The sequence below is a fragment of the Salmonella enterica subsp. arizonae genome (assembly GCF_008692845.1).
GTDB classification, from domain to species: domain Bacteria; phylum Pseudomonadota; class Gammaproteobacteria; order Enterobacterales; family Enterobacteriaceae; genus Salmonella; species Salmonella arizonae.
Window position 1 is genome coordinate 1 of sequence record NZ_VXJW01000023.1, and the last position, 15,100, is coordinate 15,100.

Genomic DNA, 15,100 nt, shown 5'->3' on the forward strand with positions numbered 1-15,100 from the left:
TTTCAGTGCAAACGCAATCTGTTCTTCGGTATAACGGGTCTTTTTCATGGCAATGCGCCTCTCTGTGAGGTGAAAGAAAGACCGGCTACTTCAGTTTAGACTGGTACTGTTTTCAGGGAGAAGATCAACCTTAAGCAAGACTTAGATAACATTCAGACCACAACAGGGTCAAATACACAACCATTTATTGTTTTATCAGCCAACGTTGTCACATACATCTGTGTATTTTGACTGCGTGTTGAATAATTGTTGTAATAGATAATGGCATAATCAGGATTACTATACTACTGCTAACAAATTATCTAATCTGGAGTGTGTTATCAGTGAACGATATAATTCACTATTGTACTTGGTATTGATAGTAATCACACAGTATATCGACTGTAATCGTTTTCTTCTATTTCCATGGGATAGACATTTTTACGCCCACACTTTCACGTTATTGTAACAAAGGTAGAAAAGCATGAATTATAGATAATCCCGCTAACTTTCAACATATTCCTTCATTTGGATGATTATGAGTATAAAAGAGGCGTTAGATCATGAATATAAAAAAGATAATAACAACGATATTGCTTATTTTCATTAGTATCCCCATTTTTGCTAAATCTGTATTGGTTCTCTATACCAGTCAACCTATCGAAGATGCGCAGGTAACTGTTAACACCTTTGAAAAACATCATCCAGATATTGAGGTTAAGTGGATCCGTGATGGCACGACTAAGCTGATGACTCGTATACAAGCTGAATTAGCAGCTGGCGGCGAAACACCTGATGTTCTATTAATCGCTGATAGCCTCTCTATGGAATCATTGAAGCATCAAGGTTTACTTACTGCTTATAAATCACCACAAGCCAAACATTTTCAGTCCTGGTTATATGATAAAAACGGTTACTACTATGGAACTAAAATGATTACTACTGGTATTGCTTATCACAGTAATGCGCCTGTCAAACCAACCTCATGGCTGGATCTTATTAAACCAGAGTTAAAAAACATGACTACTCTTCCTAGTCCACTATACTCCGGAGCAGCACAAATTCATCAGGCGACACTGATGAATAACTCCAGGCTAGGCTGGTCATATTACGAAAAGCTGAGAAAGAATGGAGCAATGCCACAAAGCGGTAACGGAGCTGTACTGAGCGCTATTGTATCAGGTGACAAAGCTTATGGTTTTCTGGTGGACTATATGGCCATTCGAGCAAAGGCTAAAGGCGCTCCAATTGAGTTCGTATTCCCAAAAGAGGGGGTCAGTATCGTAACTGAGCCAGTAGCAATAATGAAAGCCTCTAAAAACCCTCAAGGAGCAAAAAAATTTATCGATTTCTTACTCTCAAAAGAGGGACAAAATATGGTTTTACAGCAAGGATATATCCCTGCAGATGCAGCACTACCAGTTCCAGAAGGCTTTCCACCACGCAACAGTATTAAGTTAATGCCATTTAATAGAGCAAAAGCTCTGACAAATACCGAAGTTAATAAAAAGTGTTTCGCAGAACTGTTTGGGAGTCATTAATTGACAAGTCAGTATGCTCCAATATCAAAGTATAAACCATAATCGATACAAATGGTGGTCATGGCTATTATTCTGCTTTATCACATTGCTTATTCTGTTGCCTATTTTACAATTGTTCATCTTTGCAATAACCGACTGGCAGCATGGTAGAAATAGTAATCTATGGCATGTGCTAAGTAACCCATTAACATGGACCGCCCTGTATAACAGCCTTTATACTAGTGGCCTGGGGACGCTGTTTTCCCTGTTACTTGGTAATCTATTTGCTTTTTGCCTGGTTCTGACAAATATTCGTATTAAGCAGATTACTTTTTTTTTGGTAATGTTGCCAATGATGATTCCACCTCAGATCACAGCAATGAGTTGGCTACAACTTTTTCGCCAGGTTGGCATTTTTTTCAACAGAATTGGTCTTTCGCAAGGTTTTGGCTGGCCCAACCCATTGTATTCTGCCGAAGGTATCGCCTTGCTACTTGGAATCCAGAATACACCTTTAGTATTCCTGTTGATACAAACGCAACTGAAATATTTACCACAAGAATATATTGAAGCAGCAAGATTAAGCGGTGCATCATTCTGGAAAACTTTTCACGATATCTCACTACCACTTTGCCGAAGCACGATATGGGCCGGGGCAGCAATTGCTTTTGTTTCCTCATTGGGTAACTTCGGTATTCCGGCCATGCTCGGGATTCCCATTTCATTACTTGTGTTGCCAGTGTATATCTACCAGATACTCTCAAGCTTTGGTCCTGCAGTACTAAATGAAGTTGCAGCACTGTCAGTCCTGACAGGCGTGCTAACGATAGGTATTATGATATTGCAAAAACATATGCAACGGCACTACGCATTCCCTCTAATCGGCATAACAGATAACACGTTAATTTTTTTACTGAGTAATAAGTGGCGTATAGTAATAGAAATATTGCTTTCTATATTGATTTTTTCTATTGTAATTGCACCACTACTGGCATTAATTACCACGTCGCTGGTGCCAACAACCGGTGTCATACTAAATAGTGATACATTCACACTTTCTGCCTGGAAAATAATTTTTGATACACAAAGCGCTACCTGGCGTGCGATACTAAACAGTCTATTGTTGTCAGTGTCCGCCTCACTTATATTAATGCTGCTGAGCCTGCCACTAGCGTGGTTACTAGTACGTCATCCTACCCGCTCCTTACTCTGGCTCTACAATATCCTTGATATTCCCTATGCCTTGCCTGGTGTAGTATTGGCAATTTCCTTTATTCTTCTGTTTGCCCATCCATTACCTCTTCTGGATATCAGCCTCAATGGAACCTTAACGATTATCTTCTTCGCCTATATGGCGCGATTTTTTACGGTATGTATAAAGCCAGTATACAGCTGTATGTTACAGCTAGATGCTGCAATGGAAGAGGCCGCTAGTTTGGCTGGAGCGAATGTCTTTCAACAGTTCAGCCATATTGTTGTGCCATTGTTAGGCCCCACGGCCTTTTCCGGAGCATTTCTTGTCTTCCTTTCCACCATTCATGAACTTACTGTATCTGCACTGTTATGGGGGCCAGGAAAAGAAACATTAGGAGTAGTAATTTTTAATCTTTATGAAAGCGGAGATATTGTACAAGCATCAGCAATTTCCGTCGTAGTAGTAATAATAGTTGTATTGGCGATGCTATTACTCAATATATGTAGTAAATTTTTGCCTAAAGGAGTTATGCCATGGCAGAACTAAGATTAGAGCAACTCAGTAAAATATTTGGTAACCAGACTGTGGTACAGAAACTTGATCTTACTATTCCACAAGGCTCATTTACTGCGATATTAGGTCCAAGTGGCTGTGGTAAAACGACAACTTTGCGTATTATTGCCGGCCTGGAACAGCCTAGCACAGGATGCTTGTTTTTAGGAAGTCGTTTGTTAGCAAATAAAATAATATCTCTACCACCAGAGCAACGTAATATGGGGATGGTATTTCAATCCTATGCTCTGTGGCCTCATATGACAGTAGAAGAGAATGTTGGTTACCCCCTAAGGCTACGCCAGATCAGCAGTAATATTTATAAGAAGAGAGTCATGGAAGCGCTGGAAGCCGTGGAATTACTCGCTTATTCTGGACGATCTCCACATGAGCTTAGTGGCGGGCAGCGCCAACGAGTAGCACTGGCTCGTTGTCTGATCTCAAATCCAGAAGTCATATTACTGGATGAACCTCTGAGCAATCTCGATCGATATCTACGCACAACGATGGAGAAAATCTTCCGGGAACTCCACCATCGTACTGGTACAACCTTTGTTTATGTTACCCATGATCAGGCAGAAGCTATGGCATTAGCCAGTCATATCGCAGTAATGTATAAAGGCACATTAGTGCAATGGGGTATACCTCAACAAATATATGAACACCCAAACAATGTATGGATAGCTAAATTTATCGGTAAAGGATGTATTCTCTCTTTATCCATACCTGGCTCGGAACAATTCCTGGATTGTACTATGTTACACCAAGGTTTTACTCAAGATAGGCGCGTTACATATCACAATGTATTAATTCGACCAGAACACGTGCATTTAAAAAATAAAGGATTACCCGCTAAAGTGGAGAACTGTATTTATCAAGGAGAGCGCTACTTATTAGAATTACGATTGGTTGATGGGCAATTATTGACCGCCTTTCATCACTCATCAGTACAACCTCAACAGCTTGTTTGCATACAGCTAATGCAAGGATGGCGCCTGCCGAAATAAAATTACAGTAATCTTAAAGATAACATGATGTTATTATTTGTAACGTAGTTGCTTGGTAGAAACACATCATAACTTTTTAGTAAACATAAAGAATTAAATAATTTCTCATTTATATCCTAATGATAAAAAAGCATTCACCTTTCATTGATGAACGAGTGGCTTTTCCGGCACGGGGCGTCATCTCTTCCAGACTGGTCATCACACTGTTGGATATATCAGCATTTATGGGGAACAGAAAATCAGGGGCTTTCCCGCTATTCCCCTGTGCATTATCTGTGCTGTCTGGTGTTGTTTGTCCGGGGCTCTCTTTGTTTCACCACACCCCATTCGCCTGGCGCGGTGAATATCGTGCTCAGTTAAGACGCCACCGGGCTTTCAGATAGCTACCCAGCATCTCCTCCACAAGAGGGCGCAGGCCATTCAGAAATTCCTTTTTCGCACTCGCCATCGCCCTTACTCCGATAGTGCGCTCTGCATCGGTATTACCGACCAGCCCGGACGGTTTCAGCTCTGTGTCAGACAGCATCTGGTACGTGTCCTCATAGTCCGATATTTGCTTTTCACGAAGCGCGTTAAAGCGTTCCGGCTCTTTGCGTTCCAGCACGCTGTGTAACGGGCCCCACTGCAGTAACCACTCACTGAACTCGCTGTTTTCGGCGGCTTTCACCTGACGCTCAGCGCTCCGAAGGTCTGAAGCCGTCACGCCGGACGCGCCAAAGAAACGCATTTCTGCCGTCACGCTGGTGAGTTCAAGTGATTCCTTCAGCTTATTCTGATACGCCAGACAGACCTCAATTTCATCAACGAAAGCCAGCGTTCTGACCTTTTCCAGGGCAATCCGTTCCAGCATTTCCATACGGAACATCTCACGCCCCGTGGAAACCAGTCCCGGAAGATTGTTATCGTATACTCCTTTTTCTGCATTATGTACCAGCTGCACGTTCTTCATCTGGTGCAGAGCAAGTGTGATCCGGTCCTGGCAGCTTGATGTTGCCTCGGTTGCCATGGCAAAGGTTTTTGCTCTCAGCACATCATCTTCAGCCAGCAGGGCCAGCCAGGATGATATTTGTGCCTTAAAGCCCGGGTCCTTTTCGAAGTTTTCCGTCTCACGCAGTCTGTCCAGGAAGAGGCTGAAGGCGGCGGCATTATCTTCCTGTCCGGACGTATGCCATCTGTCTGCAGGGTCCGGTTCCCCCTCCCGTGCCGGCATCAGCCAGTCAGCGACCGCCAGGTGCAGTGCCCGGGCTTCCCGGGGGACGGAAGGCCCCGCCATATCGAATCGTATCCTGGGGCCTGAATAGCCAGGAGCGCTGGTTAGGTTCTGCATAGTCTGCAGAGTGCGTTCAGACAGCAGATTCCCTTCCAGATGTACAGTTGCCTCTGAGGACAGACCAGTGATACTTTCCGGCAGGCGGGTCAGCCGGTTATTAGAGGCCCGCAGCGTCCGTAGTCCTGGCGGCAGCGCCGGCAGGCTGGGCAGCTGGTTATCAAACACCACCAGCTCCTCTAGTCCTGGCGGCAGCGCCGAGAGGCTGGTCAGTCGGTTATTAGTGGCCCATAGCGACTGTAGTCCTGGCGGCAGCGCTGACAGGTGGGTCAGTAGGTTATGAGATACCGACAGTTTCTGTAGTCTTAGCGGCAGCGCTGGCAGGCTGGCCAGCTGGTTATCATCTACCGACAGCTCCTCTAGTCCTGGCGGCAGCGTCGGCAGGCTGGCCATCTGGTTATGAGAGGCCGACAGCGACTGTAGTCCTGACGGCAGCGCCGGCAGGCTGGGCAGCAGGTTACCATCTACCGACAGCTCCCGTAGTCCTGGCGGCAGCGCCGGCAGGCTGGCCAGTTGGTTATTAAAGGCCCACAGCTTACATAGTCCTGACGGTAGCTCCGGCAGGCTGGTCAGCGGGCTCTCAACAACAATCAGCTCCCTTAGTCCTGACGGCAGCGCCGGCAGGCTGGGCAGCTGGTTACCAGCGAAAATCAGCTCCTGTAGTCCTGCCGGCAACGTCGACAGGTGGGTCAGATTATTATCAGGAATAATCAGTGTTGTAATATGCGGTGGTAAATGGTCTGGTAAGGTGGTAAGACCTGCTGCTCCCACGTTAAGCACTGGGTTGCCGTTATTCAGGCAGTCGCGCATTTCCTGTACCACTGCTGCGCGGCCGCGTGCCTCTCCTTCTGGCGCCGCCCTTTGCCATGCTGACCAGACAGCATCATACTCTGCAGCCGTCTGTGGCGCCGTTGTGGCAGGGAGGCAGGATGTTCCGGATGCCCCTTCCGCGTGTTCTGTGCATTCCTCTCCCGGTTCTGTTTCCATGGTGAGGCGATATGTTTCACTGTACCCTTGGCAATTCACGGTATAGTTCCCGGCGTCGTCCAGGGTGACTGATAATATCTCCTGGTTGTCTTCATCCAGGATACAGAAGTGGTTTTCCCCATGCAGGCCGGAATGAATGTTTTCCTCCCATCCGGCATACGCGAGCGTCCTGAGCAGGTCAAATCTGCTGACCACATCCTCCCGCGTCGTTCCGGCCGGCGGGTGACAAATCGTCCGGATGCACTCCAGCGCTGCAGTCTGGTGCGTTGAGCAAAAAAATTCCTTACCTTTTTCCCATGAGCTCATTTCAGGGGGGGTATCAGACCAGGCAATACGATAAATGCGGCTGTTACTGATGGTGGCGGGAAGACATCCGCTTCCAACATGAAAGGGCATAACAAAAAACCTTTATAAATTTACATATAGTATCTGTCCGGCGGACATCATCTCTTACTGGTCTTAATTTCACAATAAGGTTATCGGCGGAGCCATGGTTGTCCCGCCGAAGCGCTGAGGGATCCCCATAAATCAGCGCTAATAAACCAACACCATATTCTGGTAGGTTCTGGCGAGGTGATTAAGAACGGTGCGCAGCACCGTTCGTTTTAAAATTAGCGGGGAATGTCGTAAGACATTCTCTTATACAATGCATCGCCTGTTGATTTTCGGTTTTAGGCTGAACAAAACGCATAGACGGTCGTGAAGCAGCTTCACATATGGCCCCGGCATCCACAGAGTTATTTTTGTTAGTTTTTACGAAGGAGCGTACAAATTGTGGTGAGATAAGTCTGGCTTCGTGTCCGAGACTTGAAATGCGACGGGCCATAAAATGTGAACCAGCGCATGCCTCCATAACAACCTTAGCTGATGGCGTATTAGCCAGGAATTCGAATAGCTTTGCTCTGGTAAATTTTTTAAGAATAAGCGCGCGGCCCTAATTATCCTGGCAATGTACGTGGAATGAGTGTTATCTGAGATGTATACCGATAAGTACGATGTTGTTCATGATGGCTTTTCCAGTAATAAATCACCCGGCTAACCTACTACAAGGTGAGTGTGACCATCTCATTACGTACAACGTGGCTGCGGTAGCCCATCAGAAGGACTTTCGTCAAAATCCCCAATTAGGAGTATTAGGCTAGATTTTCAATCTTGACTGCATTAAGATAAATGTAATAAAGATATTTTTGTATTGATATATATATATTGAATAAGTGTATGAAAATAGGATCCCAACCAGTCACATTGCAATATGCATATACAGGTAACGATGCGACATCAAACCTTGAGTTATTAAATAAATGGAGAATAGAATCCCCTGATATTGAGAGGGAGGAGCGTAATAGTATTTACAACAAAATAATAGAAGCAAATCATACCGGGAGCTTATCAATTACTGCTCGTCATGTTACCTCTATTCCGGTATTTCCTGATAATTTATCCGAGTTGACTTTATCTTCATGCTATACACTGGAGTCTATTCCAAATCTTCCTGATGGGTTAAAAAGTTTAACTATATCTGAAAATAAGAACATTAAAATTTCATATTTCCCAGATAGCTTAGAGTCACTATCTATAGATATGCAGGCATATGAAGAAAATTATTCTTTCCCCACGTTACCTTATGGATTAAAGAGTTTTACTGCATGTTATGGTAAATTTTTGCCCCCCCTTCCTCCGCATCTGTCTTCTTTGTCACTGCAAAATTTCTCTGAAATATTATGTGCTGAGTTACCATCTGGATTAGATAAATTAGACTTACAAAGTTGCCCTTTCTTGCCATTAATGAAAATGTTACCTGAGGGGTTAAAAGAACTAAGTATTGAACTTATACGAACAGTTTCCGATACTGTTATAGATGATATATTGCCTGAAAAGCTAAAAAAATTAAGTATCAATTTTTGTGATAATATTAAACTTCCAGTTAAGCTTCCTGCTAATTTAAAGTCTATCAATTTATCCTCAATGACCCCTGTTGTATGGGAAATACCAACCTGCAATCTGCCTGCACATATAGATATCAGTACCGATGGTTATGTTAAACTTAATCCTGAATTTCTTACCAGGAGTGATATTACCTTTAGTCACAAGTCTGCAGGAGATGCGTTAAGTTTTCAGCCTGGAGATGTGGTTTATGGTTTATGTAAAGCAAGAGATCGAGTAAGTACTTTAGTTAATTCATTATATTCTTTTTCAAAGAAAGACATTATTATTCAAAACACATTAACAGATGCGGTCTGGGACAGGAAGAATAGAGCCGTGTTTAATAAAGATGAGAAGATAGCAGAAAGATTGAATGATGTTCAGAGAGGGATTTTTTTTAGAGAATATTTATCTCAACATCAAAAATACAATATTACCGAAGATAAATATTCAGACTTATCCAATGAGGAGTGCTGGATAAAAACAAGTAAAGCCGGCCTTGAATTTCAGACACGATTAAGGGAACAGTCAGTTATTTTTGTCGTTGATAATTTAGTTGATGCTATAAGTGATATTGCAAATAAAAAAGGAAAGCATGGTAATGCTATTACAGCACATGAGCTAAGATGGGTATATCGGAATCGACATGATGATCTGGTAAAACAAAATGTTAAATTTTTTCTTAATGGTAAGGCTATTTCACACGAAGATATTTTTTCATTAGTTGGCTGGGAGCAATATAAACCTAAAAATGGCGTGTGATAGGATAGACTTGGGAAATATTTAGACACAATCTTTTCAGCCCATCTTTCAGCTCCCTTTACTGTCATTACGTTATTGGCTTTATTTACCATAAAATGTAAATTATATTACTTTTAAATCCTTGATATTTAAGAGATTGAAAAATCTTTTAAAAACTTCCTGCCCCATAAACACTGTTATTAGGAGGGCAATTATGGTGGGCGACCAAGTTACTTATGAAGACAACTTACTGATTTTTTTAAGCTGAGATCTGTTTTTAAGGCGCTGTTGCGAAAATCTGGATATTGATAAACTTAGTTCCATCTTTTGCTGACGGAGTTGCACACGACCCCATTCAAAGACCAGTACTTTCAGTGTGATATCATACTGTGGGCTGTACACTTATACTGCAAATACGGTATCAACTATCGTGGATGCAGGAGATACTAGCTGAGTGTGTTGTGAATCTCGATCACTCCACGATTTGCCTCTGGGTACAGCACTGTCCTAAGCCTATCTATTACCTGACGGGAACTTTTTGTACAGAGTCTACAGCCCAACATCATAAATAATCGCTACCTGCTGTCGCGATACTCCTGAATCAATCAGGTGCCCGGCCTGCGCTTATTGTTCCTATGTTAGTTTCGATCGTCTGCCTCCGATGCGACCTTTTGAACGCGCAGTTGCCAGCCCGCCCCTGGTGCGCCGCAAGTTTTGGATGTGATAGATACCGGCCCAGATGAAGCGGCGGCATACCATGTTTTTAAAGTACAGATGATGGATTTTTTGTATTTAGTGCCATCTCCCCCCTCCGTTGCTATTCTAAATTACCTTGTTTTTTCATCCCACATTGGCTGTAACCTGAGCTCGTACCAAACCCACATTAGCTGTAAATGGACCTGTATTTCTCATCCTCAACCTGCACTCCATTTTTTAACCCACAACAATTGAAAATGAAAACTTTGAGGCAAAACAGAAAATAAGAAAAGCTGCCAACTGTCACCATAGATACACTGAGCTTTTACTTTAACAACAAACTATGAGTTACGTCACAGAAACTCTTCAGAGATAACTCCGCACTAACTTTGTGTATATTTTGTTGACATACTTACTGGTATCAATAGCTTACACCTTAATAAAAGGACTTGGCTATGTACTTGATTGATTATAATAGCTATCGCTCGGTAAAAGGTTTCAATCGTCGTGTTCGTTTCCTTGTTATGCATTACACCTCTATTGATTTTAAGGCGTCGATTGCCGCTTTGACCGGGGCTTCGGTAAGCGCTCACTATCTCGTTCCTGACCCTTCAGAAAAAACGTATATTGCTGCAGGTTTTAAGGATATGCGTATATTCAACCTGGTTGATGAAAATGAGCGAGCCTGGCATGCTGGCGTAAGTTCATGGGCCGGACGCAGCAATCTGAATGATACCTCCATCGGGATTGAGATGGTTAACCTGGCCAGTGATAACAACGGCGTGTTTGTTTTTCCTCCCTATAATCCGGTCCTGATTGATGCAATCAAGGAGCTGGCCGCCAATATTCTGCAACGATATCCTGATATTACGCCTGTGAATGTTGTCGGACACAGCGATATTGCCCCTGGGAGAAAAAGCGATCCAGGTGCTGCTTTTCCGTGGAAAGAACTTTACGACGCAGGGATCGGTGCATGGTATGAGGAATCGACCATGCAGCACTACCTGAAGCAGTTCAGTAAGTCTGTACCATCTAAAACAGAAATTGTTGCTAAGTTAAAAGCATACGGATATGGCATCTCAGATGCAGGAACAGAAATCGGATACAAGAATTTGATCCGTACATTTCAGCTTCACTTCCGACAAAAGAATTATGATGGTGTCGCTGATGCTGAAACAGCGGCAATTCTTTATGCGTTAGTGGATAAATACTTCCCGGCAAAGTAATTATTAACAAGTGATTTAACTAATTAATTTGCCACTGGTTAGAAATCAGTGGCACTATTTTATCAGGCTGGCTGATCCAGTCAGTCAGGGTTTGAGGCATCCATCCGGTTTACTGAAACCCTATACTTTTTCCATTCGTCGAGCTGCGCTTTCTCATCATCTATTGCGATTATAAGATCAACCGCATCCTGTAACTGAGCAATTTTTTCAGATGCTATTTGCAGGAGCCTGTTTTTGGTTTCTGCCGCCTGACGAAGCTGCGCTGCTGTTTCAGCCGCTTCGTCTTTTACCCACACCTTACCATCCCATTTCTGGTATTCACCATCAGGTGAAACTGATGCGACATTTTCAGGCAACGGGCCAGGGTTGAAATATAAACCTAATTACCGATAGTTGTGTCGTAAACCGTCTCGCCGCGATGCTCTTCTTTCAGACTCCATGTTTGGGTTTCAGAGTCAAATACTGCAATATGACTGGCCGGAATTTCAGGAGGGACGATATCAGTACAATTTTCCGGTAATCCGGTGTGTGGAGGAATATACGCATCGCCCGCACCAATAAATTCGTTTGTATCTGAACGCAGATTAAAGATGTTAATTGTCTGTGGGGTATCACTCATTTTAAACGTTATTATGCAAGCCTCACAATATAGTTAAATGCAATATTCCTGACGGTATTTTCGACGTTAGACACATGAACATACACACAAGCACACACAAAACATTGCACCGTGTGTATTAGTGTGTGTAATGATTTTCAGTCCAGGAGGAAAAATGAAATCGACTGACCTGATAAAGGAATTGACTGCTGCCGGATGTAAGCTCAAAAGGCATAACGGAGGAAGCCACCAGATATGGTGGTCACCGATAACCGGAAAAAAACTTACCTCTCGGCCCTGTCAAATCCATTAAAAAACTGGCGGCGATCTAATCCCCGCCCTCTCTGGAGGTTGATATGTTCTTCTCAGTGGACGTCGAGACGCAAAAGATGAAAACACCGCCTACGTACGGTAACAGAGGCTGGCGGTCGTTGACCGCCTGAAATGATATGAGCAATCCATTTTTTATCAAAGGCCTCAAAGATACTGAGGGTTACCCAGGCGATGATAGAAAAACTGGCGATAAACAAGGAGCGCCAGTGGCCGGAGCCGAAAGATGGTGAGCCAAAGCTGCGCATCAAAGATGCAGGCAGCGCCGGTAGTGGTAGTGCCAGAAGAGGCTTATAGCGATGATTGCCCTGATTTATAACTCAGTCAACCGGATGCGTGGGCTGCTGGATATATCGTAATTTGCAGTAGTAAAGGTACGAAATATTCAAAAAGCGGATTTAATGACTTGTGGGAAACGGCGCGATATTCTGCCGGGGTGGCGCAGGGACGAAAATTGAAATGCACTTTTCACGATCTCAAGGCTAAAGACATATCTGACTACGAAGACTCGAGCAGGGAGAAACAGCGATTCTCAGGACATAAAACGGAAAGCCAGGTACTGGTATATGATCGCAAAGTGAAGATTTCCCCAACGCTGGATCTTCCCATTTTAGCAAAAACAGAAGATGATGATGGCGCAAAATATACCAAGTAAATATACCAACACTATACCAAGTGTGATGGGTGTCGCTGAAAGGAGTTTACGTAAGTGATTGAATTGTGGCGGAGAGAGGGGGATTTGAACCCCCGGTAGAGTTGCCCCTACTCCGGTTTTCGAGACCGGTCCGTTCAGCCGCTCCGGCATCTCTCCGTATATGGCAATGATGCCAGGTAATTTGGCATTTTAACAGACCCTGTTCGGGTAATTTTGTTCAAGTGACGAGTTTACGAGCAAAACGATGATTAAGTGGCCCTGGAAAGCACAAGAAATAACCCAGAATGCAGACTGGCTGTGGGATGATGCGCTGGCTATACCTCTTCTGGTAAACCTCACCGCGCAAGAACAGGCTCGGCTCATTGCACTAGCCGAACGTTTTTTGCAGCAAAAAAGACTGGTAGCGCTACAGGGGGTTGAGCTCGACTCGTTGAAAAGCGCGCGTATTGCGTTAATTTTTTGCTTACCGATCCTGGAGCTCGGTCTTGAATGGCTTGATGGTTTTCATGAAGTGCTCATTTATCCCGCGCCCTTTGTTGTAGATGATGAATGGGAAGATGACATAGGTCTGGTGCATAGTCAGCGCGTCGTACAGTCGGGGCAAAGCTGGCAACAAGGACCAATCATTCTGAACTGGCTGGATATCCAGGACTCGTTCGATGCTTCGGGTTTCAACCTCATTATTCATGAAGTCGCGCACAAACTGGATATGCGCAATGGCGATCGCGCCAGCGGCATTCCTTTCATCCCGTTGCGCGATGTGGCTGGCTGGGAACACGATCTCCACGCCGCAATGAATAATATTCAGGATGAAATCGATCTTGTTGGCGAAAACGCTGCCAGTATAGATGCCTATGCCGCCACTGACCCTGCAGAATGTTTTGCTGTGTTATCAGAGTATTTTTTCAGCGCGCCGGAACTGTTTGCCCCACGTTTCCCGGCGTTATGGCAGCGTTTTTGCCAGTTCTACCGCCAGGATCCTTCTCAGCGCTTACGGTAAAGCCAGCCGAAAACGACTCCGGGGAAGAATCAGAACATTAATTCCTCATTTTGTAGTTTAATTAACCAATTGAATTGGCGCGTTAATTTTACTGTTGACACGTTATAGTTAGCCCAGTATTATGCGCCCCGTTCACACGATTCCTCTGTAGTTCAGTCGGTAGAACGGCGGACTGTTAATCCGTATGTCACTGGTTCGAGTCCAGTCAGAGGAGCCAATTTAAGGGAAGCAGACGTTCACTGACGCCTGCTTTCTGCATTTCTATCAATTGGTTATCCCTTCTTTCACGTTCACCCTCGTTCACTAAAAACCACTCGAATCCATACCCTTTTGCTGGTAAATATGTTGGTAATGGTAGTTCGATTGCGGTTTTACCAACAAACGGGGGATGCCGTTATGCCACTTACTGATACTAAAGTAAAAAAACGCCAAGCCCCTCGATAAGGAATACAAGCTGACTGATGGCTTCGGTATGTTCCTTCGCGTTACCCCTAAAGGTTCGAAATACTGGCAAATGGCTTACCGCTTCGACGGGAAGCAAAAAATCTTCTCCATAGGTGTTTACCCTACTGTTTCACTTGCTGATGCAAGACAACGCCGTGATGAGGCTAAAAGACTTCTTGATCAGGGCATTGACCCTAATGCAAAGAAACAGGCCGAAGTGAAAGAGCTTAAAGCCAAACGCGACAACACTCGTTCTTTCAAATCTGTTACCAAAGCGTGGTTTTCTACCAAAAAGAAATGGTCAGAAGATTATCGTCATACCGTATTGAATCGCCTTGAAACCTATATCTTCCCGGATATTGGCAACAGAGACATCACCGAGCTTGCCACTGGCGATCTGTTAGTCCCCATAAAAAAGTAGAAGCCCTTGGCTATCTCGAAGTTGCTACACGAGTTAAGCAATACGTGACGTCCATTTTACGCTATGCCGTCCAACAGCAGCTTATCCGCTATAATCCGGCTTACGATCTGGAAGGCTCCATACAGAAGCCAGAAACGGAACATCGCCCGGCGCTGGAGCTTGAAGAGATTCCATTGCTACTTGAACGTATTGATGCCTACAAAGGCCGCAGACTGACCACGCTGGCTATTCAGCTTAACCTGCTGGTATTTGTTCGTTCCAGTGAGCTACGCTTCGCCAGATGGTCAGAGATCGGTAACGTTCCGGTGAACTCACCTTGACGGCGCAGACCCGTTCTGCATTTCACCGCCTGGGTCAGTTATTCAGAGGATTTTTCGCGAAGGGTAACAGCTCGTGCAGCCGCTCTTCCGGTAATGAAGGTAGCCGCTCCAGAACCAATTTCAGCCAGCCATACGGCTCCACGCCGTTCAGCCGCGCCGTCTCCAGCAGGCCCATCACC

General features: G+C 44.4%; 7 protein-coding genes, 2 tRNA genes and 8 pseudogenes. 12 read left to right on the top strand and 5 right to left on the bottom strand.

The features are described from left to right. Nucleotides 1–542 precede the first annotated feature (542 nt). From F4V61_RS21690 to F4V61_RS21700, 3 genes are read left to right on the top strand one after another with little or no spacing between them, the layout of a single operon-like run. Nucleotides 543–1,520: an ABC transporter substrate-binding protein gene (locus tag F4V61_RS21690; RefSeq protein ID WP_001022120.1), complete on the top strand. Its 978-nt coding sequence runs from the start codon at nt 543–545 to the stop codon at nt 1,518–1,520. 13 nt (nt 1,521–1,533) lie between these two features. Next, nucleotides 1,534–3,240, top strand: coding sequence for an ABC transporter permease (locus F4V61_RS21695; RefSeq protein ID WP_079833409.1), 1,707 nt, complete (start codon nt 1,534–1,536; stop codon nt 3,238–3,240). Next, nucleotides 3,228–4,253, top strand: a complete 1,026-nt coding sequence (locus F4V61_RS21700) for an ABC transporter ATP-binding protein (RefSeq protein ID WP_000829183.1) — start codon at nt 3,228–3,230, stop codon at nt 4,251–4,253. Before F4V61_RS21695 ends, F4V61_RS21700 begins: the two co-directional genes overlap by 13 nt. A 352-nt stretch (nt 4,254–4,605) precedes the next feature. Here F4V61_RS21700 and sspH2 read toward each other — a convergent pair whose 3' ends face one another. Next, nucleotides 4,606–6,963: a type III secretion system effector E3 ubiquitin transferase SspH2 gene (sspH2, locus tag F4V61_RS21705; RefSeq protein WP_075826416.1), complete on the bottom strand. Its 2,358-nt coding sequence runs from the start codon at nt 6,961–6,963 to the stop codon at nt 4,606–4,608. A gap of 232 nt (nt 6,964–7,195) precedes the next feature. Beyond that, nucleotides 7,196–7,573, bottom strand: a pseudogene (locus tag F4V61_RS21710) (IS110 family transposase); the annotation flags it as partial. Nucleotides 7,574–7,764: 191 nt separating this feature from the next. On the opposite strand from F4V61_RS21710, the gene gogB reads away from it, so the two are divergent. From gogB to F4V61_RS21730, 3 genes and pseudogenes are all read left to right on the top strand, one after another. Then, nucleotides 7,765–9,252 carry a type III secretion effector GogB gene (gene gogB / locus F4V61_RS21715; protein WP_256865962.1) on the top strand — a complete coding sequence of 496 codons (1,488 nt, stop codon included), beginning with the start codon at nt 7,765–7,767 and terminating at the stop codon, nt 9,250–9,252. Nucleotides 9,253–9,570: 318 nt separating this feature from the next. After that, nucleotides 9,571–9,731: pseudogene (locus F4V61_RS22570) on the top strand (IS6 family transposase); the annotation flags it as partial. Nucleotides 9,732–10,382: 651 nt separating this feature from the next. Further along, nucleotides 10,383–11,153, top strand: a complete 771-nt coding sequence (locus F4V61_RS21730; RefSeq protein WP_000280762.1) for an N-acetylmuramoyl-L-alanine amidase — start codon at nt 10,383–10,385, stop codon at nt 11,151–11,153. 80 nt (nt 11,154–11,233) lie between these two features. Here the strand turns inward: F4V61_RS21730 and F4V61_RS21735 are convergent. Next, nucleotides 11,234–11,784 (bottom strand): annotated as a pseudogene (locus tag F4V61_RS21735) (tail fiber assembly protein). 142 nt (nt 11,785–11,926) lie between these two features. On the opposite strand from F4V61_RS21735, the pseudogene F4V61_RS21740 reads away from it, so the two are divergent. From F4V61_RS21740 to F4V61_RS21750, 3 pseudogenes are all read left to right on the top strand, one after another. Beyond that, nucleotides 11,927–12,083, top strand: a pseudogene (locus F4V61_RS21740) (type II toxin-antitoxin system HicA family toxin). A 157-nt stretch (nt 12,084–12,240) separates the two neighbouring features. Beyond that, a pseudogene (locus F4V61_RS21745) lies at nt 12,241–12,400 on the top strand (dATP/dGTP pyrophosphohydrolase domain-containing protein); the annotation flags it as partial. Between the two features lie 36 nt (nt 12,401–12,436). Continuing rightward, nucleotides 12,437–12,736: pseudogene (locus F4V61_RS21750) on the top strand (tyrosine-type recombinase/integrase); the annotation flags it as partial. A 66-nt stretch (nt 12,737–12,802) separates the two neighbouring features. Here F4V61_RS21750 and F4V61_RS21755 read toward each other — a convergent pair. After that, nucleotides 12,803–12,892: transfer RNA gene (locus F4V61_RS21755), tRNA-Ser, on the bottom strand. Between the two features lie 88 nt (nt 12,893–12,980). On the opposite strand from F4V61_RS21755, the pseudogene mtfA reads away from it, so the two are divergent. The 3 genes and pseudogenes from mtfA to F4V61_RS21770 all read left to right on the top strand — a co-directional run. Continuing rightward, a pseudogene (mtfA, locus tag F4V61_RS21760) lies at nt 12,981–13,777 on the top strand (DgsA anti-repressor MtfA). A gap of 100 nt (nt 13,778–13,877) precedes the next feature. Next, a tRNA-Asn gene (locus tag F4V61_RS21765) sits at nt 13,878–13,953 on the top strand. A gap of 179 nt (nt 13,954–14,132) precedes the next feature. Further along, a pseudogene (locus F4V61_RS21770) lies at nt 14,133–14,894 on the top strand (tyrosine-type recombinase/integrase); the annotation flags it as partial. Between the two features lie 61 nt (nt 14,895–14,955). Here the strand turns inward: F4V61_RS21770 and F4V61_RS21775 are convergent. After that, nucleotides 14,956–15,100 (bottom strand): transposase domain-containing protein (locus tag F4V61_RS21775; RefSeq protein ID WP_139814977.1); only part of this gene is annotated, 145 nt, incomplete at its 5' end.